Source organism: Aliihoeflea sp., from assembly GCF_052435475.1.
GTDB lineage: Bacteria > Pseudomonadota > Alphaproteobacteria > Rhizobiales > Rhizobiaceae > Aliihoeflea.
Map to the genome: position 1 here is coordinate 1 of NZ_JBQVMV010000001.1, position 25,139 is coordinate 25,139.

A 25,139-nucleotide genomic window follows, 5' to 3' on the forward strand; every position below is an offset into this window, starting at 1 on the left:
CCGCGGAACCCCGTGCGAAAGCGGAAAGAACGGCGATATCCGCGCCATCTGGCGCTCGCTCAGCAGAAACAAATCACCCATCACGGCCTCCTTCTCGGAGACCGTGAATCACATCTCAATCGGAATTAATAGGTCCTGAGCCTAGTCACGCAAAGCGAATGACTTAGTCCAAACGAGGCGGGCGAACCGCTGGTGGCGTCATGAGGGGGTATCGGCTATGCTTAGCGGTCGAAACGGCGAAGTGCGTCTGAATGCTTCCGAAAACCGTTCGGAAGAACTGTTCCCATCTCAACGGACCGGTGCGCGCGAACGTGCACTTCTTGTCGTTGCGTCGGCCGGCGTCGTCTCGAACGCCCTCCTGGCCGCGATTGAGTGCGAGTTCCGTTTCCTGCGCGTTCATATCGTGCCTGATCTCAACGAAGCCTGCACGTCGCTGGTCGCGAACGTCGATCTCGTGCTCATCGAGCGAAGCCTGATTGGCGGGCTTGCCTATCATTACGGCGATCTTTCCGCATGGCACCCCAAGGCCATGTTCGCCGTACTGGCCGATCCAAACGAGAACCAGGACGGCCGGCTCGCAAATCTCGTCGAGCAGCGAATGGTTCAGGGCGTCGTGCCGACCAACAGCAATCTCGATATTCTACTTTCGATCTTGCGTATATTGTTGAGTGGCGGAGAATATGTGCCATCGGTCGTGTTTCGATCGCACCTGGCCGACAGCGGCCAGGCCGCGCGAACAAAGAGAGATGGGGCAATGAGCGAACTGACGGCGCGCGAATGGCAGATCCTCGGCCATGTGGCCAAGGGCAGCCAGAACAAGATCATCGCCAATGATCTTGGCCTGTCCGAGCACACGGTCAAGATTCATATCCACAACATCATCAACAAGCTCGGCGTCCACAACAGGACCGAAGCGGCCGCGATCTACTTCTCGCGTCAGGTCGTAGGTCCGAACGGCCCCGAGGGGCACAGGCAACCGCAGAACTGACGAAATGTCCGCCAATCGACTGAAGGACATTCTGCTTCTCGTCGGCCAACTCAATTATACGTGGACGAACACCGAGAGCCTTCTCATTCACATGATCGCGGGCCTTGCCAAAGTCGACAAGGAAACCGCGATCATCATCTTCCTGACCTTAAATACGACGCGGGCGCGCACCGATCTCGTCGAGCGCCTCGCCAAGATGCACGCGACGCCGGCCAATTGCCGCAAGGACGTGCTGGATGCCACCCGCCGGCTGTCGGCCGAGGCGCGGCTCCGCAACAAGTACAATCACTGCATCTATTCGTTCGACGAGGAAGGCGCGCCATCGATGACCCAGCTCATGCGCATCGTCGACGGCAAGGACGAGGTGCGCTACGGCAAGGCCGAGATTCTCGACGATGCCGAATTGCAGCGCATTTCGGACAGCATCGCCTCGCTCACCAACATAAACCGCGATATCTGGCGGATCACCGACCGCTACAGCTTCCCGACCTGACCCGCGCGGATCGATCGTCGAAGAGTTGCTGCGTCAGGCGCCGGCGGCGACGATGCGCTCCCACTTGCCGTGGGTCGTCTGCGACTGCCGGGCGAAGAAATTGTAGCGCACGCTGGTCCAGTCGCGCAGGGCATCGGTACGGTTGTCGAGGATGATGTCGCCGCGGTCCGTGCTGGCCGTGAGAACGACATGCCCCTCCCCGCCGACGGTGACGACCGTCATCAGCAAGGTCGAGGCCGGCCAGCCGCGCTTCATCAGTTCCTTTTTCTTCAGGATCGCGAAATCCTCGCAGTCGCCGGCGGTGCTGGGAACGCCCCAGATATCTTCCTTGCCGTGCTTTTCCATATCACTGACTTCGCGGATCTGCCGGTTGACCAGCAGATTGACCTCGCGCAATTCCTGCTGGCGGGCGGGTGTCATCGTCATCTTGCGCATATTGCCCGTCGACGCGCACAAATCGGGCCGTTCGGCACAGAACGCGTAAAAGGCCGGCGGGGCGAAGGCAGGGCCGGAGCCGGCCATGAGTTGCGGCTCGGCCGCGAAGGCAACCGGCGCGATGGCAGCGGTGGAGGAGATCGACGCCGTCGTCTGCGTGCAGGAGGCAACCGCGACTGCCAGGAAAGGTAGAACGAGCACTCTCAGCATGACGAATATTCTCCGATGCCAATCGTACTATTTAGGCCATAGTCGTTAATCAATAGTTAATACGTCCAGGTTCACAGGTTTAAAGCAAGTGTCATACTTCGCTTGACTTGGGGGCAAAGTAACAGTCAGCCCCAGAATCCCCATCGACGGGAGGGGCGGAGATGTTGCGTAAAAGAACTCTTGCACTCACACAGACAATCGCAGTCGGCGCTGCCGCCTTGGTCGGCGGTTCTGCTGCGGCCACTGCTCAGGAAGCGCGCCCGATTTTGTCCGCGGCCATCTGTCAGCCGATGACCGAGGCAAACTACGTGCTGTGCTGCATCGCTGCAAATCGCGATTCGTTACTGACGCGCGCCCAACGCGAGCAGTGCCCACCGCTGACCACCGCGCTGATCCGCTCGGTGCTGAGCAACGAAGGCGCGGGCTTCCCGGTCGGTTTCGCGCCGGGTGAAGGCAGCGGCGGCTCGGGTGGCTCTGGCGGCGGCTCCGGTGGTGGCGGTTCAGGCGGCAGCTCCGGTGGTGGTGGCGGCTCCGGTGGTGGCGGTGGCTCCGGTGGTGGCGGTGGCTCCGCCGGTGGTAGCGACGCCGGTGGTGGTTCAGGCGGAAGCGGCGGCGATGCTGGCAGCGGTGACGGCAGCGGCGATGGTGGTGGCGGAGCAGGCGGCGGTGACGGCGGAAGCGGTGGTGACGGGGGCGGCGGTGGTGCGGGTGGCAGTGGTGGCGGCGGTGGTGTCGGTGGCTGACAACACATGACCTGACCGGACGAATTTTTTCAGTATGCTGGAGGCGCCGGACGTGGATCGTTCGGCGCCTCTTCGCGTTTTGGAACGGACATGCCATTTCCTGAAGCCTATCGCCCCTCCACCGCGCACGCTGGCCTCGGCGCCGAATTCTTCGACGGCGTTGCCGCCGCTGAATTTCCCGACCACGTCGTTCGGTATCGCAATCAGGACTGGGCCCGCCGCGTCCGGCTGGACGGCTTGTCGACCGCGGAATGGGTCGATCATCTGGGACGTTTCGCGCCTTTGCCCGGCAGCTTTCCCATGCCCCTGGCGCTGCGCTACCACGGCCACCAGTTCCGCTCTTACAACCCCGATCTGGGTGACGGCCGTGGCTTTCTCTTCGCCCAGCTCCACGACGATACCGGCCGCCTTCTCGATCTTGGCACGAAAGGTTCCGGGACGACGCCCTGGTCGCGCGGCGGCGACGGGCGGCTGACGCTCAAGGGCGGAGTGCGCGAGGTTCTGGCGACGGAGATGCTGGAAGCGCTCGGCGTCGACACGTCGAAGAGCTTCAGCCTCATTGAAACCGGCGAGGCGCTGGCGCGAAACGACGAGCCCTCGCCCACGCGCTCGGCCGTCCTGGTGCGGCTCAGCCACTCGCACATTCGGATCGGCACGTTCCAGCGGCTGCGCTTCCTCGACAAGACCGATGACATTTCCCGGCTCATCGATCACTCGATTTCGCATTACCTGCACGAGGTCGGCGCCAGGCTCGATCCGGGCCGCGCGCTGGCTTTTCTCGACGCGGTCGGTCGCCGGTTGGCGAAGACGACCGCCGCCTGGATGGTCGCGGGTTTCGTCCATGGCGTCCTCAACACCGACAACATCAACATCACTGGCGAGAGCTTCGACTACGGTCCGTGGCGATTCCTGCCGACGCTCGATCCCGCCTTCACCGCCGCCTATTTCGACCAGACCGGACTTTACGCTTTCGGTCGCCAGCCCGACACGATGTTCTGGAACCTGACGCGTCTGGCCGAATGCCTGCTCGACTTCGCGCCGCAGACCGATCTGGAGATAGTCCTGCGGGCGTTCCCGGCGCTCGTGCAGGAAGAATTCCGCAGCGCCTTTCTCAAACGCCTCGGCGTGACGAGCGCCGGGCTCGAGGCGGACAACCAGCTCGTCGCCGCCGGATGGCGCTTTCTCGCCGTCTCGCAAATGCCCTTCGAGCGCTTTTTCTTCGACATGTTCGGCGGCCTGCGATCAGGACGCGCGCTGCCCGAGGGCGAACCTTATTCCGGCGAGGCATTCGACACGTTCAGGCAGGCGTTCGAGCCGTTTTCCGCGCTAGCCGGGCTCGACTTCGCTCACCCCTATTTCAAGCGCTCCGAGCCCTGCACGATGCTGATCGACGAGGTCGAATCGATCTGGGCTCCCATCGCCGAAGCCGACGACTGGTCGGCATTTGAGACGAAGATCGCCGATATCCGCCAGATGGGCGATGCGCTCCAGTTGAGACTTTGTTGAAGGTCAGTTGGAGACGGTCAAATCGGGGCAGTCCGACGCTCCCCGTTTCAATTCGGCACATGGCGGCCGGACGAACGGGCATTTGTCGTCGGCACGCCACTTGCAGAGCTTCTCCCAACGGGAGAACGCTCATGTGGATTCAACTTACCGAAGTCAACGGACAGCCGATCGCTCTCAACACCGAGCATGTCGCGAGCGTTCAGGCCTATGGCGAGCGCACCAAGATCACGCATGTAGGCGGACAGGCCATCGTCGCCGAGAAGGTCGATCTGGTGCTGGCCGCTCTCGGGCTGCGGCCCCTCGAAATGGACGATCGCCGCGATCCGGACCAGCCGCTTCACTCATAAATTGTCGCGCCATGTCAGCGATGCGGCAGTCGCGCCGGTCGGCCGGTATTCGGCACCGACCCAGCCCGAATAGCCCGACGCATCGATGGCTGCGAACAGGGAGCGGTGGTTTATTTCGCCGGTGCCCGGCTCATGGCGACCGGGCGTATCGGCGAACTGCACATGGGCAATTCGCGGCAAGGTCGCGCGGAACCCCTCGATGAGGTCGCCCTCGACGATCTGCCGGTGATAGAAATCAAACTGAACGGCAAGGTTCCGGCGCGACGCGGCGTCGATCGCATCGATCGCGTCGGCGGTCCGTTGAACGAGGTAGCGCGGCACGTCGCGTCCGTTGCAAGGCTCCGCCATCACCGTCACGCCAAGCGGGGCGAAGCGGTCGGCAGCGAGTTGGAGATTGGCAACCAACGTCGAAAAGGCCGCCTCCCTTGCCACGCCTTGCGGCACACGCCCGGACAGGACATTCACCCGCTTCACGCCGAGAACGAACGCATAGTCGGCGGCCTCCTCGACCGCACGCGCAAAGGCTTCCTCCCGTCCCGGCACGCAGGCAAGACCGTCGCCGCCAGACGTGAGGTCGCCGGCGGGCACGTTGATCAGCACGATCTCGACACCGGCGCGATGCGCGGCGTTTGCCACCGCATCGGCGGGGAAATCATACGGGAACTGGATGTCCACGCCTGCAAAGCCCAGATCCGCCGCCGCCTGGAAGCGATCCAGGAATGCGAATTCGTGGAGCATCATGGAGATGTTGATCGAAAAGCGCGGCATCGGTCGCGTCCGGCTACTGGAAGCCGCCATCGACACCGATGAACTGACCGGTGATCGACCGCGCGGCGTCTGAGGCGAGAAACAGGATCGTCGCCGCGATCTCCTCGGGCTCGATGAAGGCCCGCGTCGCCTGGCGGCCGAGATAGTGCGCCTCGGCATCCTTCTCATCCATTGCGTTCGCGCGTGCATATTCGGCGACGACGTTCTCGATCCGCTCGCCACGCACCGACGCCGGCAGGATCGCGTTGACGCGGATGCCCATCTGGCCGACCTCATGGGCCAGCGAGCCGGTGAACCCGAGCACCGCCCATTTGGTCGCCGCGTAGACCGCGCGGTTGGGATAGGCGATCTTCGCCGCGACCGAGGCCATGTTGACGATCACGCCGCTCTTCTGCGCGATCATGCCCGGCAGCACCGCGCGCGCGGCGACGAAATGGCTGGTGATGTTGATATCGACCGCGCGCTTCCATTCGTCCACCGGCGTCTCCACGACCGGCAGGGTCGGCCCCGCGACGCCGGCATTGTTGACGAGGAGATCGACGGTCGCAAAGCGCGCGAACAGCGTTTCGATTGCAGCAGCATCGCCCATGTCGCAGGCATGGAATGTGGCGCCGGTTTCGGCAGCGGTCGCCTCGCCGGCCTGCAAATTGACGTCGGTGATCGCGACATCGTAGCCGGCCTTGACCAGTTCCCGCGCCACGACAGCGCCGATGCCGGAGCCGCCGGCGGTGACGACGGCGAATTTGCGTTTGTCGTTCATATCATCTCGCAAGCTGGGGAAGGATCAGGATGATGGCCGGAAACGCGATCATCAGCGCAAGGCGCAATATGTCGGCCGCGACGAAAGGCATGATGCCCCGATAGATCTTGCCAAGGCTGATATTGCCGATCGTGCTCTTCAAAATGAAGAGGTTCAGGCCGACTGGCGGCGTGATCAGCGACAGTTCCGTCACCATCACGACGATGATGCCGAACCAGATCGGATCGTAGCCGAGCGACATGACCAGTGGAAAGAAGATCGGCACCGTCAGCAGCACCATCGAAAGGGACTCGAGGAAGCAGCCGAGCACGATATAGATCGCCATCAGGAAGATGATCACGCCGAGCGGCGACAGGCCATAGCCGGCGACGAGTTGCTGCAAGGCCGAGGGCAGGCCCGCCAGGTTGACGAAGTTTGAAAAGAGAAGCGCACCGACGAGCAGGATGAACAGGATCGCGGTCATCCGCGCGGTCGCAACGACGCATTCGAGGAAGATCGCCGGCGTCAGGACGCGACGCCACAGGCAGAACAGGAATGCGCCGAAAGCGCCAACGCCCGCCGCCTCCGTCGGCGTGAAGACGCCCAGATAGATGCCGCCGATGATGAGGACGAACAGCAGCAGGATCGGCCCGACCGAGGTCAGCCGCGCAAAGCGCTCGCGCATGGCAACGCGTTCGGTGCGCGGACCTGCCTCGGGCTTCAGGCGTGTCACGACGATGATCGTGCCGATGTAGAAGAGCACCGCGACGAAGCCGGGCAGAACGCCCGCGATGAAGAGGAGCCCGATATCCGTCCCGGTCATGATGCCGTAGAGCACCAGGATGACCGAAGGCGGAATGAGAATGCCGAGCGTTCCGCCGGCTGCGATCGAACCCGAAGCCAGTTCGTCGGAATAGCCATAGCGGCGCATCGAGGGCATCGAGACGCGCCCCATCGTCGCCGCGGTCGCGAGAGACGAGCCTGAAACGGCAGCAAAGCCCGCGCAGGCGACGATCGTCGCCATTGCCAGCCCCCCGCGCCTGTGGCCCAGAAAGCCGTGGCAAGCATGGTAGAGATCGCGCGACATTCCGGCCCGATCGACCAGCATGCCCATCAGAACGAACATCGGCACGACCGACAATTCGTATCGCATCGTATCGGAAACCGGCACCTGGCCGAGCATTCCCAGCGCCGGCGTCCAGCCGACGACGGCAACGATGCCCGCCGCACCGACGAGGATCATCGCGAAGGCGAGCGGCATTCCCGCCATCATCAGGCCGAGGAGGCTCGCAAAACCGATCAGCGACGTTTCCCAGACACCCATATTCCGCCGCCGTTATTCGATGGAATTGTTGGCGGCGGGCAGCAATTGCCTGCCGCGCGCAGCATTGATCAGGAAGGCGATGCCTGCCAACACGACCAGCGCCGCCATGACCTGCGCGAGCAGCCCGAGCGGCACGCGCAGCTCAAGCGTCTGGTCGCCCGTGCGCCAAAGGCGCGCGCCATAGACCCACATGCGCCATCCCATGGCAAAGCAGATCGCCGCGCAGACGATTTCGAACAGCCGCGCCCCGAAGTCCTGCGCCTTCTGCGACATGCGTTCGACGAGGATCGAGATCGTGATGTTTTCACGCGCCGCAGTGGCAAGCGGCAAGCCCGCGAAGATAATCAGCCCCATCAGTATTTCCGTCACCTCGAAGGCGGCGAAGAGTGGACGGCCGAAAAAGTATCGTCCGATGACGTCGAAGGTGGTGATGAACATCATCGCGGCGACCATGATGCCGGCCGCCAAGGAAAATCCCCGAAAGACCCAGGCGACCGGGCCGCGTGCCTCCTGGTCGCCTGCGTGTTCTTCGCTCACGGTACGTTGACCACCTTTTCGGCCTTGTACGCCTCGGCCTGCGCGCGGGCGTATTCGAGGATTTCCTCGGCCGGCAGGCCCTTGGAATTTGCCGCCTCGATCCAGCGCTCTTCCAGCACCGCCAGGCGCGACTTCACCTCCTCGACATCGGCTTCGGGAATCTCGTTCCAAACCATGTCGTTGGCGTCGAGCGCGGCACGGCCGAGCGTGTCGCCATTGGTCCAGGCCCAGCCTGCCAGCGTCGCGATCGCCATGCCCGAATGTTTCTCAACCGCCGCCTTCTCCTCGTCCGACAGGCCGTCCCACGTCGCCTGGTTGAAGGCGAGCCAGAACGTGTCGGTGTAGAGGCCGCCGGGAATCCGCGTCGAGCTTGCGACCGAGGGCGTGATCTTGAAGAACTCGATGGATTCAGTCGGGAAGGTGATGCCGTCGGCGACACCGCGGGACATGGCCTGCTGCGCCTCGGTGGGCGGAAGCTGGACCGGCGTCGCGCCGAGCGTCTGCATGATCTCCCCGGTGACGTTGCCGCCGACGCGGATCTTCTTGCCGGCGAGTTCGGCGAGCGACGTCACTTCCTGCCCCTCGCGCATGAAGATGTAGGGCTCGGAATGCACCCACAGGCCGACGACCTTGGCGCCATCATGCTCGCCATAATCGGCGCCGTAGCGTTCATAGGTCGCCCAGGCGGCGGCCGCACCCGCCCACGGATCGGGGGACATGAAGGGAAGGTCCATGATCTGCGTCATGGTGAAACGACCCGGATTGTGGCCCGACACGCCGAACCCGACATCGATCGATCCGTCGAGGACGAGATCGAAATAGGCCGGCGGACGGCCGAGCGCGGTTTCCATGACGTCGAACTTCAGCGAACCGTTGGTCTCGGCCTCGATTGCCGCCGCCCAGGGTTCGACGATGCCCTTGACGATGAGGTGATGCATCGGCAGCCAGTTGCCGACGCGAATGGTCTTCGTCTCCTGCGCGAAACTCGCGCCGGTCGATCCCACGACCGCGATGGCCGCGGCCAGTGTCATGCTCTTCCAATGCAGCATATCCGTTCCCCTTGGGCTTTATCGTTGGACGCTATCATAGAGTTGAATGAGCGCGGTCGCGCAAGCCTCCGACTGCCCGCGCGCCGCCATCTGGCGCAGCAATTCGCGCGCCGTCGAAGCCATCGGCAAGGGCGCGCCCGCTTGACGCGCCGCTTCGCCTGCATTGTCGAGATCCTTCAGCATCGTGTGGATCGCGCCAAGCGGCGGCTCGAAGGCGCGGGCGGCCATGCGCGGCGCGAAAAGCTGGAGCGGAATGGAGTCCGCGAAGCCGCCCTTCAGCGCCTCGGGCAGCATCTTCGCATCGACACCAGCCTCTTCGGCAAGCCGGACCGCCTCGGCGATCGCAGCCAACTGGCAGCCGACGATGACCTGGTTGCAAAGCTTCGTCGTCTGGCCCGCGCCGCTCGGCCCCATATGGGTGAAGCGCTGCGCCATCAGGGCGATCACCGGGCGGACGCGCTCGATCTCGCCCGCCTCGCCGCCGGCCATGATGGCGAGCGTACCGTCCCGGGCGCCGGGAACGCCGCCGGACACGGGCGCGTCGATCCAGCCCATGCCGGCTTCCTCGCGCAAGCGGGCGGCAAAACGGCGCGTGGAATCCGGGTCCATCGACGAGAAATCGACGAGGATGGAGCCGGGTCGTGCCGCACTCGCGATCCCGTTTTGGCCGAAGACGACATGCTCGACCGCCTTGGTATCGGTCAGGCACATCATGACGATATCGCATCGGCTGGCGAGATCACCGGCGCTGGACGCCTCGACCGCCCCGGCCTCCAAGACGCCGCGCAACTTCTCACGGCTGCGGTTCCAGACCGCCACGCTGCGCCCTGCCTTCAAAAGGCGCATGGTCATCGGCTCGCCCATCAGGCCGATGCCGATATAGCCGAGTTTCAGATCCTCCCCCTCCCCGGTCATGACCCTACTCCGGCACCCATTCGACGCCGCCGGAATGGGTCACTGCGCCCTCCTTGGCGGGACCGACGACCGCGGCATATTTCTCGAACAGGCCGCCGAGCCGGCGTGCGTCCGGCGCGACCCATGCCGCGCGGCGCGTTTCGAGCTCGGCCTCGTCGACGAGGAGATCGATGGTCTGCTTCGCACCGTCGATGCGGATCAAGTCGCCGTCCCTGACCAGGGCGATCGGTCCCCCGACGGCGGCTTCCGGCCCGGCATAGCCGATGCACATGCCGCGCGTCGCGCCGGAGAACCGCCCGTCCGTGATGAGCGCGACCTTCTCGCCCATGCCCTGCCCGTAGATCAGGGCGGTGACGCCCAGCATCTCGCGCATGCCCGGCCCGCCTCGCGGGCCTTCGTTGCGGATGATGATGACCGAGCCTTCCCTGTAGGACCGGTCGCGCACGACCTTCATGCAGTCTTCCTCGTTCTCGAAGACATGGGCGGGGCCTTCGAAAACGAGCGATTTCAGGCCCGCGACCTTCAACAGTGCGCCGTCCGGGCAGAGATTGCCGCGTAGCACGACGACACCGCCGGTCGCCATGATCTCGCGACCTTTCTCGCGCACGACCTCGCCGTCCGGCGCGCTGTAATCCTTCAGCGCCTCTTCCAGCGTCGTGCCCTCGATCGTCAGGCAGTCGCCGTGCAGATGTCCGCCATCGAGCAGCGCCTTCATGATGATCGGCACGCCGCCGATCTCGTAGACGTCCTTGGCGACGAAGCGCCCGCCGGGCTTCAGATCGGCGATGAGCGGCGTGCGCGCGAAGACGTCCGCCACGTCGTCGAGCGTGAACTTGATGCCGGCTTCATGGCCGATCGCGGGGATGTGCAGGCCGAGATTCGTCGACCCACCTGTCGCCGCGACGAGCGCGGCGGCGTTTTCGAGGCTCTTGCGGGTGACGAGATCGCGCGGCAGCGGTCCATCATTCGCCAGGACCTTCATGACCAGCCGGCCGACCCGCCGCGCGAGCGCATCGCGCTCCGAATAGACCGCCGGGACCATGGACGAGCCGAGCGGCGCGAAACCCAGCACTTCCGAGACCATTCCCATCGTGTTCGCCGTGAACTGACCGCCGCAGGCGCCCGCCGTCGGCAGGCATACCTGCTCCATCCGGTCGAGGTCTTCCTGCGTCCACGTCCCCGCCATCACGCCGCCGACGGCCTCGTAGGCGTCGAGCATGGTCACGTCCCGGCCCTTGAACCGTCCCGGCATCGCCGAACCGCCATAGAGGAACACGGAAGGAATGTTGAGCCGCGTCAGGCCCATGATGACGCCGGGCGAGGTCTTGTCGCATCCACCGAAGCCGACCAGCGCGTCGTAGCAATGGGCACGGACGACGGCCTCGATGGAATCGGCGATGATCTCGCGCGAGATCAGCGAGAACTTCATGCCTTGGTGGTTCATCGAGAACCCGTCGGACACCGAGATCGTGTTGAAGGCGATGGGCGTGCCTTGCGCCTCGCGCACGCCGGCCTTGGCCTGCTCCATCTGCCGCGCGATGGTGAGGTTGCAGGGCGTCACCTCCGACGACGGTCCGACAATACCGACGAAGGGTTGGGCGATGTCTTTGTCGTCATGCCCGAGGCCGCGCATGAAGGCCCTATGCGGCGTGCGGTCCAGCCCTTCCATGGTGATACGCGAGCGCAGGCGTTTGGCCGGCTTCTGTTTGGAAGAGGTCTGGTCCATGAAATGCGTGGTCCGAATGTTTGATGCCTAAACTAGTTTGGTATCGAACCATTCCGCAGGGGGAGTGTCAAACGACCCTTGCGTGTGGCCGAACAGCTTTGCGTCCCTGCATCAGACGGAACGGCACGTTCGCTCTCGCGTTGGCCGACCATGACCCAGGAACAGAAGGCCCAATCCATCAAGGACCATGAGAAGCTATCCATCGAACCGATGGAACGGACGGCGCCGCCCGAGCCGGTCAGCGTTTTCGAGCCGAGCGACCGGCCGGCGCCAATGGTTTTCGATGCGCCGCACAGCGGCAGACACTATCCGGAGGATTTCGGGCATGTGGCGGACATCGAACTGCTCAAGGGCGGCGAGGATCGGTTCGTCGACGAGCTCTTCGCCGATGCGCCCGACCATGGCGCGACCTACGTCGTCGCCAATTTCGCCCGCACCTATATCGACCCGAACCGGCGCTTGTCGGACATCGACACCGTGCTGCTCGACGGCGACTGGCACGAGACGCCCGAGCCGACGATCATGAGCGAGCGCGGCGTGGGGCTCGTCTTTCGGCTGATCGGCAACGGGACGTCGATCTATGACCGACGCCTGAGCGCGGCCGACATCACCAATCGGATCGAGAACTACTGGCGGCCTTATCACGAGTGTCTCGCCGCCATGATCGATCGGACGGCCGCGCGCTTCGGCGTCTGCTACCATCTCGACTGTCATTCGATGATGCCGGTCGGCAACGAATTGGCGCCTGACCCCGGCCAGGACCGGGCGGACTTCGTCCTCGGCGATCTCGACGGCACGACCTGCGAGCCCGGTTTCACAAGGCTCGTCGCCGGGACGCTGGAAGCACTCGGCTATTCCGTCGCAGTCAACGACCCCTACAAGGGCGCGCTGATCGTCGAGCGCTACGGCGCGCCGGACAAGGGCGTCCACAGCCTGCAGATCGAGATCAACCGCAAGCTCTACATGGACCTCGAGACCTTGGAGCGCAGCGCCGGGTTCGAGCCGCTGCGCGCCGATCTGGCCAAGCTTGCCGCGGCAGTCGCGGATTACTCCGCCGCCTCGGCCAGTTCCATCGGCACATAGTTGAGGATCGGCGAGAGCCACCGCTCGACTTCCTCGAAGCTCATGTTCTTGCGTTGCGCATAGTCCGCCGCCTGGTCCCGCTCGACCTTGGCGACGCCGAAATAGTAGCTGTCCGGGTGGGCGATGTAGAGGCCCGAGACGGACGAGCCGGGCCACATCGCATAGCTTTCCGTCAGCCTCACGCCAGCGGCGTTTTCGGCGTCGAGCAATCGGAAGAGCGTCGCCTTTTCGGTGTGGTCCGGCTGAGCGGGGTAGCCCGGCGCGGGTCGGATGCCCGCATAGGCTTCGGCGACGAGTTCGTCGTTCCGGAAGTTTTCCTCCGGCGCATAGCCCCAGAGCTCCTTGCGAACCTTCTCGTGCATCCGCTCGGCGAAGGCCTCGGCGATCCGGTCGGCGAGCGCCTTCACCATGATCGACGAATAGTCGTCATTGGCGCGCTCGAAGCGTTCGGCGATGGCGACTTCCTCGATGCCGGCCGTCACGACGAAACCGCCGACATAGTCCGGCTGGCCCTGCGGCGCGACGAAGTCGGAGAGCGCGACATTGGGACGGCCGTCGCGCTTGGAAAGCTGCTGGCGCAGCGTGAAGAAGGTCGCGAGTTCTTCGCCGCGCGCGTCGTCGGTGAAGAGGCGGATGTCGTCGCCGACCTGATTTGCGGGCCAGAAGCCGATGACCGCGCGCGGGCGAAACCAGTTCTCGTCGATGATCTGCTTGAGCATCGCCTGCGCGTCGGCGAACAGGCTCCGCGCCGCCTCGCCCTGCTTTTCATCGTCGAGGATTGCGGGATAGCGGCCCTTCAGTTCCCAGGTCTGGAAGAAGGGCGTCCAGTCGATATAGCGGGCGAGTTCGCCGACGTCCCAATCGTCGAACACCTTCGTCCCTAGGAACGAAGGCTTGACCGCCTCATAAGCCGGCCAGTCGATCTTCACTGCATTGGCCCGGGCGGCCGCGATCGGCAGGCGCTGCTTTTCCAGTTCGCGTCGCGCATGAGCGTCCGCCACCTTGGCGTATTCGCTCTGCGTTTCGGCAACGAAATCGGGCTTTTGCCGGTCCGACAGGAGCGCCGACACGACGCCGACCGCGCGGCTCGCATCAGTGACGTAGAAGGCCTGTCCCCGATCGTAGCGCGGGTGGATCTTGACTGCCGTATGAACCTTGCTTGTCGTGGCGCCGCCGATTAGCAGCGGGATGTCGAAGCCCTCGCGCTCCATCTCGCCGGCGACATGCACCATCTCGTCGAGCGACGGCGTGATGAGCCCGGACAGGCCGATGATGTCGACATTTCGTTCGCGCGCGGTCGCCAAGATCTTCGTCGCCGGCACCATGACGCCGAGGTCGATCACCTCGTAATTGTTGCAGGCGAGGACGACGCCGACGATGTTCTTGCCGATGTCGTGCACGTCACCCTTGACCGTCGCCATCAGGATCGTGCCAGCAGTCTTGCGCTCGTCCGCGCCGCCATTGGCAAGCTTCTCGGCCTCCATGTAGGGCAAGAGCACGGCGACGGCCTGCTTCATGACGCGGGCGGACTTCACCACCTGCGGCAAAAACATCTTGCCGGAGCCGAACAGGTCGCCGACGACGTTCATGCCGGCCATCAGCGGGCCTTCGATGACGTGCAGCGGGCGCTCGGCGCCCTGCCGCGCCTCCTCGGTATCGGCGTCGATGAACTCGGTCATGCCGTTGACGAGCGCGTGTTCGAGGCGCTTTTCGACCGGCCACTCGCGCCAGGCAAAATCCTTTTCGCGCGCCTCGCGGCCGCCCGCGCCCTTGTAGCGTTCGGCCAGATCGAGCAGGCGCTCGGTCGCGTCGTCGCGCGTGTTGAGGACGACATCCTCGCAGGCCTCGCGCAGTTCCGGGTCGATGGTCTCGTAGACGGCGAGCTGGCCCGCATTGACGATGCCTAGGTCCATGCCGGCCTGAATGGCGTGGTAGAGGAACACGGCGTGCATCGCCTCGCGCACCGGTTCGTTGCCGCGGAACGAGAAGGAGAGGTTCGAGACGCCGCCGGAAATGTGAATCCCGGGAAGCGTTTGGGTCAGTTCTTTGGCCGCCTGAATGAAGGCGTTGCCGTAGTCGTTGTGCTCCTCGATGCCGGTGGCGACGGCAAAGATGTTGGGGTCGAAGATGATGTCCTCGCCGGCAAATCCCGCCTGCTCGGTCAGGAGCTTGTAGGCGCGGGTGCAGATCTCGACCTTGCGCTCGCGGCTGTCGGCCTGGCCCCGCTCGTCGAAGGCCATGACGACGACGGCGGCGCCATAGGCGCGGCAAAGCCGCGCCTGCTCGAGGAACGCCGCCTCGCCCTCCTTCATCGAAATCGAGTTCACGACGGCCTTGCCCTGAACGCATTTGAGGCCCGCCTCGATGATCTCCCATTTCGACGAGTCGATCATCACCGGCACGCGGGCGATATCAGGCTCGGCGGCGATCAAGTTGAGGAACTCGACCATCGCGGCCTTGGAGTCGATCAGACCCTCGTCCATGTTGACGTCGATGATCTGCGCGCCGTTCTCGACCTGGTCGCGGGCGATGTCGAGCGCGGTCGCGAAGTCGCCATTGGTGATCAGCTTGCGAAATTTGGCCGAGCCGGTGACGTTGGTGCGCTCGCCGACATTGACGAAGGGAATGTCATCGGTGAGCACGAAGGGCTCGAGGCCCGAAAGCCGCATCAGCGGCGCCTTTTCCGGGATTTCGCGCGGCGGATGTTTCGCGACCTCGGCCGCAATCGCCGCGATGTGCTCGGGGGTCGAGCCGCAGCAGCCGCCGACGATGTTGACCAGTCCCTCCTTCGCGAACCGGCCGATCTGCGCGGCCATCTGCTCCGGCGTCTCGTCATACTGACCGAATTCGTTTGGCAGGCCGGCATTCGGGTAGGCGCAAACGAGCGTATCTGCCGCGCCGGAAATTTCAGCCAGATGCGCGCGCATCTGGTCGGCGCCGAGCGCGCAGTTGAGGCCGATGGAGAACGGGTCGGCATGGCGCACCGAATGCCAGAACGCCGTCGGCGTCTGGCCGGACAGCGTGCGGCCGGACAGGTCGGTGATGGTGCCGGAGATCATGACCGGCAACTCGACGCCCGTCTCGGCGAAGATTTCCTTGCAGGCGAAGATCGCGGCCTTGGCATTGAGCGTGTCGAAGATCGTCTCGATCAGGATCAGGTCGGACCCGCCATCGATCAGGCCGCGCAACTGCTCGCCATAGGCAACGCGCAGATCGTCGAAGGTAACGGCGCGGTAGCCGGGATTATTGACGTCGGGCGAGATCGACGCCGTGCGGTTGGTGGGTCCCAGAGCGCCCGCGACGAAGCGGCGCTTGCCGTCCTTCTGCTCGGCGCGGATCGCGGCGCGTTTGGCGAGGCGGGCGCCGTCACGATTGAGATCGTAGACCTCGCCTTCCATGCCGTAATCTGCCTGCGCGATCGAGGTCGAGGAGAAGGTGTTCGTCTCCAGAATGTCCGCGCCGGCGATGGCGTAGCGGTAGTGGATGTCCTCGATTGCGGCGGGCTGCGTCAGCGTCAGGAGATCGTTGTTGCCCTGCTGGTGACACTCGCAGCCGCCGAAACGTGGCCCGCGAAAATGATCCTCGTCGAAGCCAAGGCCCTGGATCTGCGTGCCCATCGCACCGTCGAGGATGAGGATTCGTTCGGCGGCCGCCTTGCGGATGAGGCCTGCGACGTCCTCCCGTTCGCGGATCGGTCCGAAGAGATCGTCCAGATTGGCGGCGGTCATCCTGCTCTCCTTCATCAGCGATCGATTGCTCACATAAAGATATGTTTATGTCAATATTATCACTCTTCTCTTGAATTAATTGAACGTTCGTTTTATTAAAGTGCCCGGAGGATTTATGGCCCGCACCATCGGATCGGACGGAGAGCGCACGGAGGCTGCATTGCGCGATGCGGCGCTGCGGCTCATCGCGCGCCATGGCTACGAGGCCGTGTCGATGCGCAGGCTCGCCGACGAGGTTGGCGTGCAGGCAGCCGCGCTCTATCGCTACTTTCCCACCAAGGAAGATTTGCTCTTCACGCTGATGCGCGAGCACATGGAAGAATTGGTCGCAAGCTGGACCGCCCTCTCCGATCCCGAAGCCGATCCGCGCGACCAGCTTTCCGCCTTCGTGCGCAACCACATCGCCTTTCATCTGGCGCGGCGCAGCTCGACGCATGTGAACAATCTTGAGCTTCGCAGCCTTGCACCGGAGCGCCTCCGCCGGATCGTCGCCCTGCGCGAGGCTTATGAGAAAGAGCTGCGCGCCATCCTGCAACGCGGCGCCGACGCGCGCGTTTTCGATGTCGAGGATTCCGCGCTCGTCGCCATGGCGATCATCCAGATGATCACGGGCGTCATCGTCTGGTTCCGCCCGGACGAGCGGCTGAGCATCGACGACGTGACCGAACGCTATCTGACCATGACCCTGCGCCTTGCCGGCGCCAACAAGACCTGACCAGGGAGACCAGCATGTACGACCAGACGATGAAGTTCGGCCATGGCGAGGACATCGACGCGCTGCGCGAGACCGTGCGGCGCTTCGCGCAGGACCGGATCGCGCCGATCGCCTCCGAGATCGACTCGTCGAACGAATTCCCGAACCATCTTTGGCAGGAGATGGGCGCAATCGGTCTTCTCGGCATCACCGCCGATCACGACTTCGGCGGCTCTGGAATGGGCTATCTCGCCCATGTCGTCGCGCTAGAGGAAATCAGCCGCGCGTCGGCGTCCGTTGGCCTTTCGTACGGCGCACACTCGAACCTCTGCGTCAACCAGATCAATCGCTGGGGCAACGCCGAACAGAAGGCGAAGTACCTGCCCGCGCTCTGCTCGGGCGAGGCGATCGGCGCGCTTGCCATGTCGGAATCCGGCTCCGGCTCGGACGTCGTCTCGATGCGGCTGCGCGCCGAAAAGCGCAACGACCGCTACGTCCTCAACGGCACCAAGATGTGGATCACCAACGGCCCCGACGCCAATACCATGGTGATCTACGCAAAGACCGATCCGGAGCGCCACTCGCGCGGTATCACCGCCTTCATCGTCGAACGCGACTTCCAGGGCTTTTCGGTCGCGCAGAAGCTCGACAAGCTGGGCATGCGCGGCTCCAACACCGGCGAACTCGTCTTCGAAAATGTCGAGGTTCCCTTCGAGAACGTGCTCGGCGAGGAAGGACGCGGCGTCGAGGTGCTGATGTCAGGCCTCGACTATGAGCGCGCCGTGCTCGCCGGCGGGCCGCTTGGCCTGATGGCCGCCTGCATGGACGTCGCCGTTCCATACGTTCACGAACGCAAGCAGTTCGGCCAGCCGATCGGCGAATTCCAGCTCGTCCAGGCCAAGCTTGCCGACATGTACGCCAACATGAACGCCGCTCGCGCCTATGTCTACGCGGTGGCGCAGGCATGTGACCGGGGTGAAGTCACCCGCAAGGACGCCGCAGGCTGCGTGCTGTTTGCGGCCGAAAAGGCGACACAGTCCGCACTCGATGCGCTGCAACTCCTTGGCGGCAATGGCTACATCAACGAATACCCGACCGGTCGCCTGCTGCGCGACGCCAAGCTCTACGAGATCGGTGCCGGCACCAGCGAAATCCGCCGCTGGCTGATCGGCCGCGAGATCGTCGGCGACAGCAAATGACGCGATCGCATCGACGCGATTGGCCGAAGCTGCGATAGTCGCGCCGCTTCGGCCGATTTGCCACCGCGCCCGATCGGCTCCTACTTCGAACGACAGAGACGGACATGCCCGCCATCCAATCCCAGATCTCGACCTCCTCCGACGCCTTCAAGGCCAATGAAGCGACGATGCGCGGGCTGGTCGACCAGATGCGCGAAAGGGCCGAGACCGTTTGCGCCGGCGGACCGCAGGAAGCGCGCGAGCGGCACGTTTCGCGCGGCAAGCTTCTCCCCCGCGACCGGCTGGCGCAGCTTCTCGACACCGGCGCGCCCTTTCTCGAAATCGGTCAGTTCGCGGCAAGCGATATGTATGGCGGCGAGATCGCCTCGGCCGGCCTGATCGCCGGCGTCGGTCGCGTCGAGGGGCGCGAGGTTTTGGTCGTCGTCAACGATGCCACCGTGAAGGGCGGGACCTATTATCCGCTGACGGTGAAGAAGCATCTGCGGGCGCAGGAGATCGCGCTCGAGAACAATCTGCCTTGCATCTACCTGGTCGATTCCGGCGGCGCGAATTTGCCGAACCAGGACGAGGTCTTCCCCGACCGCGATCATTTCGGCCGCATCTTCTACAATCAGGCGAACATGTCGGCGGCCGGCATTCCGCAGATCGCCTGCGTCATGGGTTCGTGCACGGCGGGCGGCGCGTATGTGCCGGCGATGTCGGACGAGACCGTCATGGTCAAGAAGCAGGCGACGATCTTTCTCGGCGGCCCGCCGCTGGTGAAGGCGGCGACGGGCGAAGTCGTCTCGGCCGAAGACCTTGGCGGAGCCGATCTTCACACGCGCGAATCCGGCGTCGCCGACCACTATGCCGTCGACGACGAGCATGCGCTCGCAATCGTCCGGCGCATCGTGCGAAACCTGAATCGCAAGAAGCACTTGGCGCTCGACATTCGCGAGCCGATTCCGCCCGTTCACGCGCCGGAAGAGATCTACGGCGTCATCCCGCAGGACACGCGCCAGCCTTACGACGTGCGCGAGGTGATCGCCCGCGTGGTCGACGGCTCGGAGTTCGACGAGTTCAAGGCGAATTACGGCACGACGCTGATCACCGGTTTTGGGCATCTCTACGGAATGCCGGTCGGCATCATCGCCAATAATGGCGTCCTTTTCTCCGAAAGCGCGGTCAAGGGCGCGCATTTCATCGAGCTGTGCTGCCAGCGGAAGATCCCGCTGATCTTCCTGCAAAACATCACCGGCTTCATGGTCGGGCGCAAATATGAGGCCGGCGGCATCGCCAAGGACGGCGCCAAGCTGGTCACGGCGGTTGCCACCGCCAAGGTGCCGAAGGTCACGATGATCATCGGCGGCTCGTTCGGCGCGGGCAATTACGGCATGTGCGGCCGCGCCTATTCGCCCCGCTTCCTTTGGATGTGGCCGAATGCGCGCATCTCCGTCATGGGCGGCGAACAGGCGGCGACCGTGCTTTCCATCGTCAAGCGCGAGGGGATCGAGCGACGCGGCGGTTCATGGAGCGCGGAAGAGGAAGCGGCGTTCAAGAAGCCGATCCTCGACAAGTTCGAGCATGAAGGCCACCCGCTCTACTCCTCGGCCCGTATGTGGGACGACGGCATCATCGACCCGGCGAAGACGCGCGAGGTTCTGGCGCTGTCGCTGTCGGCCGCGCTGAACGCGCCGATTCCCGAGACGAAATTCGGCGTTTTCCGGATGTAATCGGTTCATTTCGCGGGAACCTGACACGCATTCGCACGTTCAGCCCTCGCGTGCCCTCCATCCGGAGCGCAGGCCGGCCATCATTTGACGGCCGCAGGGGAGCCGACGCATCCACGTGGGCTTGAATTCTCATTGCTCACCGGGGCCGGCAATGTACCGCATCATTCTATCCGCAATCATCCTTCTAATCGGCGTTGCGCTCGCCGGCCAAGGCGCCTGGCTCGCATCGCTCGGCGGCTCGTGGTTCTACGTCGTCATGGGTGTCGGCCTGATCATTTCGGCAGGCCTCCTGTGGGACCGCCGTCCGTCCGGGCTTACCGTCTACGCGGTGACGTTGCTCGTCACGCTCGTCTGGGCGATCTGGGAATCGGGCTTCGACTGGTGGGCGCTTTCGGCGCGTGGCAGCCTCATCGTCGCGCTCGGCATCCTGCTTCTTCTGCCGCCGATGATCCGCGCCATGCATCAGCCGGGCCAGCCCAAGGCGGTCTACGGTCCCAACAGCGCCACGCTTGCCGGCGCGCTTCTGGTCAGCGGCTTCATCGCCGCCTTCGCGATCTGGCAGGAGCCGCGCGATATCGCGCGCGGGACGTTCCCGGCAGAACAGATGGCGGGCCTCGCGACCTATGAGAACACCGTCGACGAGGGCGAGTGGGTCGCCTATGGCCGCACGGCCGCGGGCCAGCGCTATTCCCCGCTCGCCGACATCACCCCGGACAATGTGGCCAATCTCGAAGTTGCCTGGACCTATCGCACCGGTGAAGAGCGCAGTTCCGACGACCCGCAGGAAACGACCTATCAGGTCACGCCGCTCGTCATCCAGGACATGATGTATGTGTGCACCCCGTTCGGCACGGTGATCGCGCTCGATCCGGTGACCGGCCAGGAGCGCTGGCGCTTCGACCCCGACCTGCAGCAGCCGCCGACGCCGACGACGCAGCACATGACCTGTCGCGGCGTTTCCTATTTCGACGGCACCGCGAACCCGCCCGCTGTGGCTGAGCAGCAGCAGGCGCCGGCAGAAGCTCAGTCGGCCGCCCCAGAAGAAGCCGAAGCCGCCGCTCCCGCCGAGGAAACGGAAGCCGCCGAGACCGAAACCGGCGACGCGCCGGTCGTCGAACAGGCCGAACAGACTGAGGAAACCGGTCCTCGCGAGGACCTGACCAACGAGCAGCGTCTCGCATTGAGCGTCGAATCCGTCACGCTGCAGGCTGCCGGCGTGTACCAGAACGTGGTGACCGGACAGGCCGAGCCCGACGCGCAAAATCCGCTCGTGCCGCGCAGCGACAGCGACGGCTACGTCAACGAGGAAGAGGCGTGCCAGCGCCGCCTGTTCGCGCCGACCTCCGATGGCCGGCTGATCTCGATCAGCGCCGAAACAGGCGAAATCTGCGCCGGCTTCGGCGGCGAGGACGGCACGATCAATCTTTGGCACAACATGCCGAACATCACGCCAGGCTCGGTCTACACGACCTCGCCGCCAGTCGTGACCGCGTCGGTCGTGATCGTCGGTGGCGCCGTCAACGACAATGATTCCACGACATCTCCCTCGGGTGTCATCCGTGGCTACGACGTTTGGACCGGCGAACTCCTCTGGAACTTCGACAGCAAGAACCCCGAGGCGACGCAGCCGATCGCCGAGGGCGAGACCTATCAGAACAACTCGCCCAACATGTGGAGCGTGGCGAGCTACGATCCCGACCTCGACCTCGTCTATCTGCCGATGGGCAATGAATCGCCCGACCAGTATGGTGGCGAGCGCGGCGAGAACACCGAGCGTTTCGCCTCGTCCGTGACGGCGCTCAACGCCTCCACCGGCGAAGTCGCATGGGTGTTCCAGACGGTTCATCACGACCTCTGGGACTACGACGTGCCCGCGCAGCCCGCGCTGATCGATCTGACGATCGACGGTGACACGGTGCCCTCGCTCGTCGTTCCGACCAAGCAGGGCGACGTCTTCGTCCTCAATCGCGAAACCGGCGAGCCGGTTCATCCGGTCGAGGAAGTCGCCGCGCCGCAAGGTGCCGTCGAGGGAGACCGGACGGCGCCGACGCAACCGGCCTCGGCGGTGAGCTTTCGTCCCGAGGCGCTGCGCGAGCGCGACATGTGGGGGCTGACGCCGATCGATCAGGCCGCTTGCCGCATCGCCTTTCGCCAGATGCGCTATGAGGGCGCATATACGCCACCATCGGAACAGGGCACGATCGTCTATCCGGGCAATTTCGGCACCTTCAACTGGGGTTCGGTCGCGGTCGATCCCGAGCGGCAGATCATGTTCGGAATGCCGGTCTATCTCGCCTTCACGTCCAAGATGATCCCGCGCGAGGACCAGGAAACGCGCGTCGTCACCAGCGAAGGCGATCCGGTCTTCAACGAGAATTTCGGCGCGCCGTACGCGGTCGAGATGGGGCCGTTCCTGTCGCCGATCGGCACACCCTGCCAGGAGCCGTCCTGGGGCTACATCGCCGCCGTCGACCTGACGACGGGCGAGACCATCTACCAGCGGGTGAACGGCACGGTTCGCGATCTCTCGCCGATCCCAATGCCGATCAAGATGGGCGTGCCGGGCATTGGCGGACCGATCGTCACCAAGGGCGGCGTCGCGTTCCTGTCGGGCACGCTCGACTATTTCGTGCGCGCCTACGATTTGCAGACCGGCGAGGAAATCTGGCAGGACCGCCTGCCGGCCGGCGGACAGGCGACGCCTTCGACCTATCGCGGCGCGGACGGCAACCAGTATCTCGTCGTCGTCGCGGGAGGGCACGGGTCGACCGGCACGCGCGCCGGTGACCACATCATCGCATACCGGCTGGGCGCGGCTTCACCCTCGCAATGAGGTGACGCCCCATCACCGGGCGGCTATAAGGCGGCGAAGCACGAGACGCTTCGCCGCCTTTTCGTTTCCGGAGGACCCATGTTCAAGAAGATCCTGATCGCCAATCGCGGTGAAATCGCCTGTCGCGTCATCAAGACGGCGCGGCGCATGGGCATCGCGACCGTGGCCGTCTATTCCGACGCCGACCGCAACGCGATGCATGTCACGCTCGCCGACGAGGCGGTGCATATCGGCGCGTCCCCGGTCGGCGAGAGCTATCTCAAAGGCGAGCGCATCATCGAGGCGGCAAAGGCGACCGGCGCGCAGGCAATCCATCCAGGCTACGGCTTCCTCTCCGAAAATCCCGGTTTCGTCGACCAGGTCGTCGCGGCCGGCCTCATCTTTATCGGTCCCTCCTCCGCCTCGATCCGCGCCATGGGCCTGAAGGATGCCGCCAAGCGGTTGATGGAAAAGGCCGGCGTTCCGGTGGTGCCCGGCTACCACGGCGAAGCGCAGGAACTGGTGGTTCTTTCCTCGAAGGCGAAGGAGATCGGCTTTCCCGTCCTCATCAAGGCGCGGGCCGGCGGCGGTGGCAAAGGCATGCGCCTCGTCGAGGATCAGGACGCGTTTCCCGAGGCGCTCGCCGCCGCGCGACGCGAAGCCAAGGCCTCGTTCGGCGACGACCGGGTCCTGGTCGAGAAATACGTCTCCAAGCCGCGCCACATCGAGGTCCAGGTCTTCGGCGACAATCACGGCAATGTCGTCCACCTTTACGAACGCGACTGCTCGGCGCAACGTCGCCACCAGAAGGTGATCGAGGAGGCCCCCGCCCCCGGCTTGGACCAGGCGATGCGCGCGGCGATGACCTCCGCTGCCGTCAAGGCCGCGCAGGCGATCCGCTATTCGGGCGCAGGCACGATCGAGTTCATCGTCGATGCGTCGGACGGGCTTCGCCCAGACCGCTTCTGGTTCATGGAAATGAACACGCGGCTTCAGGTCGAGCATCCGGTGACCGAAATGATCACCGGCGTCGATCTCGTCGAATGGCAGTTGCGGGTCGCGGCGGGCGAAGCGATTCCGTTGCGACAAGAGGAAATCGGCATCGACGGACATGCCGTCGAGGCGCGGCTTTACGCGGAAGATGCCGCCCGCGACTTCCTGCCGGCAATCGGCACGCTCCATCATCTGCGGTTCCCCGACGCGCTTCAGTCCGGCGCCGAATTGCGCATCGATACCGGCGTGCGCTCCGGCGACACCATCTCTCCCTTCTACGATCCGATGATCGCCAAGGTCATCGTCCACGCCGACGACCGCGCGGCGGCGCTTTCGGGACTGGTCGAGGCTCTCGATGCGACGCAGGTGGCCGGCTCGACGGTCAATGCGCGCTTCCTGTCGGCCCTCGCCTCGGACGCCGATTTTGCATCCGGCAATGTCGATACCGGCCTGATAGCGCGCAAGCAGCCCGAACTCACCCGCCCCGGCAAGGCGACGTCGCGTGCCGCTGCCATCGCTGCGCTCGCCGCCGCCGGCCCCTCGTCGCCGCGCGATGGCGATCCGTGGTCCGACCTTGTCGGATACGGACATTTCGGCGGGTTGGCGAAATCGGTTGTGCTCGCGGCCGGGGAAAACAAGCGGACCGGACGGGTGCGACCGCGCCCCGACGGACGATACGAGACCGAAATCGACGGCGAGACCTTTGTGCTTTCCGAAGCCGATCGGGGCAAGGCGGCTTCGTGGAAGGGCCACGTCACGGTCTTCGACGAGACCGGCAGCCATGATTTCACGCTGGACGACCCGTTCGCGCGGGCCGAGGAGGCGTCGGGCGGCGGCGATGCGCTGCGCGCGCCGATGCCCGGCCTCGTCAAGATGGTGCGCGTACAGCCCGGCGACGCGGTCCAGAAGGGTCAGGCGCTGCTGGTGCTCGAAGCGATGAAGATGGAGCACACGATCGCCGCGCCGCATGACGGCACGATCGCCGACATCGTCACTGAAGGCGCCCAGGTGACGGACGGCACCGTGCTGGTGCGGTTCGAGGAAGCGCCCGCGCCCGCCATGGCCGGCTGACGCGAAATCGTGATCGAGGGCTGTCGCTAGTCAAGGAACAGCCGGAATCGCCAGCCGTTGGGAATGG

The 25,139-nt window shown here is 64.6% G+C and carries 20 protein-coding genes; 11 read left to right on the forward strand and 9 right to left on the reverse strand.

What is annotated here, in order from left to right; genetic code table 11:
- Nucleotides 1-241 precede the first annotated feature (241 nt).
- Nucleotides 242-988, forward strand: coding sequence for a response regulator transcription factor (locus ACT6QU_RS00005; protein WP_444563915.1), 747 nt, complete (start codon nucleotides 242-244; stop codon nucleotides 986-988).
- Nucleotides 989-992: 4 nt separating this feature from the next.
- On the forward strand, nucleotides 993-1,481 hold the full coding sequence (locus ACT6QU_RS00010) for a hypothetical protein (RefSeq protein WP_444563914.1): 489 nt from the start codon (nucleotides 993-995) through the stop codon (nucleotides 1,479-1,481).
- Nucleotides 1,482-1,514: 33 nt separating this feature from the next.
- Here ACT6QU_RS00010 and ACT6QU_RS00015 read toward each other — a convergent pair whose 3' ends face one another.
- A complete protein-coding gene (locus ACT6QU_RS00015; RefSeq protein ID WP_444563913.1) occupies nucleotides 1,515-2,126 on the reverse strand; it encodes a transglutaminase-like cysteine peptidase in 612 nt (203 codons plus the stop codon).
- 468 nt (nucleotides 2,127-2,594) lie between these two features.
- Between ACT6QU_RS00015 and ACT6QU_RS00020 the strand changes: the two genes are divergently transcribed.
- The 3 genes from ACT6QU_RS00020 to ACT6QU_RS00030 all read left to right on the forward strand — a co-directional run bounded on the left by ACT6QU_RS00020 (nucleotide 2,595) and on the right by ACT6QU_RS00030 (nucleotide 4,722).
- Nucleotides 2,595-2,879: a hypothetical protein gene (locus ACT6QU_RS00020; RefSeq protein WP_444836857.1), complete on the forward strand. Its 285-nt coding sequence runs from the start codon at nucleotides 2,595-2,597 to the stop codon at nucleotides 2,877-2,879.
- A gap of 80 nt (nucleotides 2,880-2,959) precedes the next feature.
- Nucleotides 2,960-4,375 (forward strand): protein adenylyltransferase SelO family protein, encoded by a 1,416-nt coding sequence (locus tag ACT6QU_RS00025; RefSeq protein WP_444563911.1) that lies wholly within the window; start codon nucleotides 2,960-2,962, stop codon nucleotides 4,373-4,375.
- Between the two features lie 131 nt (nucleotides 4,376-4,506).
- Nucleotides 4,507-4,722 (forward strand): flagellar FlbD family protein, encoded by a 216-nt coding sequence (locus ACT6QU_RS00030; RefSeq protein ID WP_024586389.1) that lies wholly within the window; start codon nucleotides 4,507-4,509, stop codon nucleotides 4,720-4,722.
- Here the strand turns inward: ACT6QU_RS00030 and ACT6QU_RS00035 are convergent.
- From ACT6QU_RS00035 to ilvD, 7 genes are read right to left on the reverse strand one after another with little or no spacing between them, the layout of a single operon-like run.
- Nucleotides 4,717-5,490 (reverse strand): hydroxypyruvate isomerase family protein, encoded by a 774-nt coding sequence (locus ACT6QU_RS00035; RefSeq protein WP_444563910.1) that lies wholly within the window; start codon nucleotides 5,488-5,490, stop codon nucleotides 4,717-4,719. The genes ACT6QU_RS00030 and ACT6QU_RS00035 overlap by 6 nt on opposite strands.
- Nucleotides 5,491-5,503: 13 nt before the next feature.
- On the reverse strand, nucleotides 5,504-6,250 hold the full coding sequence (locus tag ACT6QU_RS00040) for an SDR family NAD(P)-dependent oxidoreductase (RefSeq protein ID WP_444563909.1): 747 nt from the start codon (nucleotides 6,248-6,250) through the stop codon (nucleotides 5,504-5,506).
- 1 nt (nucleotide 6,251) lies between these two features.
- A complete protein-coding gene (locus ACT6QU_RS00045; RefSeq protein ID WP_444563908.1) occupies nucleotides 6,252-7,553 on the reverse strand; it encodes a TRAP transporter large permease in 1,302 nt (433 codons plus the stop codon).
- A gap of 12 nt (nucleotides 7,554-7,565) precedes the next feature.
- Nucleotides 7,566-8,090 carry a TRAP transporter small permease gene (locus ACT6QU_RS00050; RefSeq protein WP_444563907.1) on the reverse strand — a complete coding sequence of 175 codons (525 nt, stop codon included), beginning with the start codon at nucleotides 8,088-8,090 and terminating at the stop codon, nucleotides 7,566-7,568.
- Nucleotides 8,087-9,121 (reverse strand): TRAP transporter substrate-binding protein, encoded by a 1,035-nt coding sequence (locus tag ACT6QU_RS00055; protein ID WP_444563906.1) that lies wholly within the window; start codon nucleotides 9,119-9,121, stop codon nucleotides 8,087-8,089. The genes ACT6QU_RS00050 and ACT6QU_RS00055 overlap by 4 nt, the downstream gene beginning before the upstream one ends.
- A gap of 36 nt (nucleotides 9,122-9,157) precedes the next feature.
- Complete coding sequence (locus ACT6QU_RS00060; RefSeq protein ID WP_444563905.1) at nucleotides 9,158-10,054, reverse strand: NAD(P)-dependent oxidoreductase; 897 nt, start codon at nucleotides 10,052-10,054, stop codon at nucleotides 9,158-9,160.
- 4 nt (nucleotides 10,055-10,058) lie between these two features.
- A complete protein-coding gene (gene ilvD / locus ACT6QU_RS00065) occupies nucleotides 10,059-11,780 on the reverse strand; it encodes a dihydroxy-acid dehydratase (protein ID WP_444563904.1) in 1,722 nt (573 codons plus the stop codon).
- 150 nt (nucleotides 11,781-11,930) lie between these two features.
- On the opposite strand from ilvD, the gene ACT6QU_RS00070 reads away from it, so the two are divergent.
- Nucleotides 11,931-12,863 carry an N-formylglutamate amidohydrolase gene (locus tag ACT6QU_RS00070; RefSeq protein ID WP_444563903.1) on the forward strand — a complete coding sequence of 311 codons (933 nt, stop codon included), beginning with the start codon at nucleotides 11,931-11,933 and terminating at the stop codon, nucleotides 12,861-12,863.
- Here the strand turns inward: ACT6QU_RS00070 and metH are convergent.
- Nucleotides 12,827-16,591, reverse strand: a complete 3,765-nt coding sequence (gene metH, locus ACT6QU_RS00075; protein ID WP_444563902.1) for a methionine synthase — start codon at nucleotides 16,589-16,591, stop codon at nucleotides 12,827-12,829. The two genes, ACT6QU_RS00070 and metH, sit on opposite strands and share 37 nt — an antisense overlap.
- A gap of 115 nt (nucleotides 16,592-16,706) precedes the next feature.
- Here metH and ACT6QU_RS00080 point away from each other — a divergent pair, with 115 nt between their 5' ends.
- The 5 genes from ACT6QU_RS00080 (at nucleotide 16,707) to ACT6QU_RS00100 (ending at nucleotide 25,072) form a co-directional block, all read left to right on the forward strand.
- Complete coding sequence (locus tag ACT6QU_RS00080; RefSeq protein ID WP_444563901.1) at nucleotides 16,707-17,306, forward strand: TetR/AcrR family transcriptional regulator; 600 nt, start codon at nucleotides 16,707-16,709, stop codon at nucleotides 17,304-17,306.
- Between the two features lie 14 nt (nucleotides 17,307-17,320).
- Nucleotides 17,321-18,484 (forward strand): isovaleryl-CoA dehydrogenase, encoded by a 1,164-nt coding sequence (locus tag ACT6QU_RS00085; protein ID WP_444563900.1) that lies wholly within the window; start codon nucleotides 17,321-17,323, stop codon nucleotides 18,482-18,484.
- A gap of 104 nt (nucleotides 18,485-18,588) precedes the next feature.
- Nucleotides 18,589-20,196, forward strand: coding sequence for a carboxyl transferase domain-containing protein (locus ACT6QU_RS00090; RefSeq protein ID WP_444563899.1), 1,608 nt, complete (start codon nucleotides 18,589-18,591; stop codon nucleotides 20,194-20,196).
- A gap of 151 nt (nucleotides 20,197-20,347) precedes the next feature.
- The gene (locus ACT6QU_RS00095; protein WP_444563898.1) at nucleotides 20,348-23,029 is read left to right on the forward strand and encodes a membrane-bound PQQ-dependent dehydrogenase, glucose/quinate/shikimate family; all 2,682 of its coding nucleotides are present in this window, start codon (nucleotides 20,348-20,350) and stop codon (nucleotides 23,027-23,029) included.
- Between the two features lie 78 nt (nucleotides 23,030-23,107).
- Complete coding sequence (locus ACT6QU_RS00100) at nucleotides 23,108-25,072, forward strand: ATP-binding protein (protein ID WP_444563897.1); 1,965 nt, start codon at nucleotides 23,108-23,110, stop codon at nucleotides 25,070-25,072.
- Nucleotides 25,073-25,139: the final 67 nt, after the last annotated feature.

Bases quoted from the DNA above. Each gene is read 5' to 3' on its own strand.
- ACT6QU_RS00095 (WP_444563898.1), top strand. From the start codon at position 20,348: ATGTACCGCATCATTCTATCCGCAATCATCCTTCTAATCGGCGTTGCG.
- ACT6QU_RS00100 (WP_444563897.1), top strand. From the start codon at position 23,108: ATGTTCAAGAAGATCCTGATCGCCAATCGCGGTGAAATCGCCTGTCGC.
- ACT6QU_RS00030 (WP_024586389.1), top strand. From the start codon at position 4,507: ATGTGGATTCAACTTACCGAAGTCAACGGACAGCCGATCGCTCTCAAC.
- metH (WP_444563902.1), bottom strand. From the start codon at position 16,591: ATGACCGCCGCCAATCTGGACGATCTCTTCGGACCGATCCGCGAACGG.
- ACT6QU_RS00025 (WP_444563911.1), top strand. From the start codon at position 2,960: ATGCCATTTCCTGAAGCCTATCGCCCCTCCACCGCGCACGCTGGCCTC.
- ACT6QU_RS00060 (WP_444563905.1), bottom strand. From the start codon at position 10,054: ATGACCGGGGAGGGGGAGGATCTGAAACTCGGCTATATCGGCATCGGC.
- ACT6QU_RS00045 (WP_444563908.1), bottom strand. From the start codon at position 7,553: ATGGGTGTCTGGGAAACGTCGCTGATCGGTTTTGCGAGCCTCCTCGGC.
- ACT6QU_RS00085 (WP_444563900.1), top strand. From the start codon at position 17,321: ATGTACGACCAGACGATGAAGTTCGGCCATGGCGAGGACATCGACGCG.
- ACT6QU_RS00035 (WP_444563910.1), bottom strand. From the start codon at position 5,490: ATGCCGCGCTTTTCGATCAACATCTCCATGATGCTCCACGAATTCGCA.
- ACT6QU_RS00015 (WP_444563913.1), bottom strand. From the start codon at position 2,126: ATGCTGAGAGTGCTCGTTCTACCTTTCCTGGCAGTCGCGGTTGCCTCC.
- ACT6QU_RS00090 (WP_444563899.1), top strand. From the start codon at position 18,589: ATGCCCGCCATCCAATCCCAGATCTCGACCTCCTCCGACGCCTTCAAG.
- ACT6QU_RS00010 (WP_444563914.1), top strand. From the start codon at position 993: ATGTCCGCCAATCGACTGAAGGACATTCTGCTTCTCGTCGGCCAACTC.
- ilvD (WP_444563904.1), bottom strand. From the start codon at position 11,780: ATGGACCAGACCTCTTCCAAACAGAAGCCGGCCAAACGCCTGCGCTCG.
- ACT6QU_RS00055 (WP_444563906.1), bottom strand. From the start codon at position 9,121: ATGACACTGGCCGCGGCCATCGCGGTCGTGGGATCGACCGGCGCGAGT.
- ACT6QU_RS00070 (WP_444563903.1), top strand. From the start codon at position 11,931: ATGACCCAGGAACAGAAGGCCCAATCCATCAAGGACCATGAGAAGCTA.
- ACT6QU_RS00040 (WP_444563909.1), bottom strand. From the start codon at position 6,250: ATGAACGACAAACGCAAATTCGCCGTCGTCACCGCCGGCGGCTCCGGC.
- ACT6QU_RS00080 (WP_444563901.1), top strand. From the start codon at position 16,707: ATGGCCCGCACCATCGGATCGGACGGAGAGCGCACGGAGGCTGCATTG.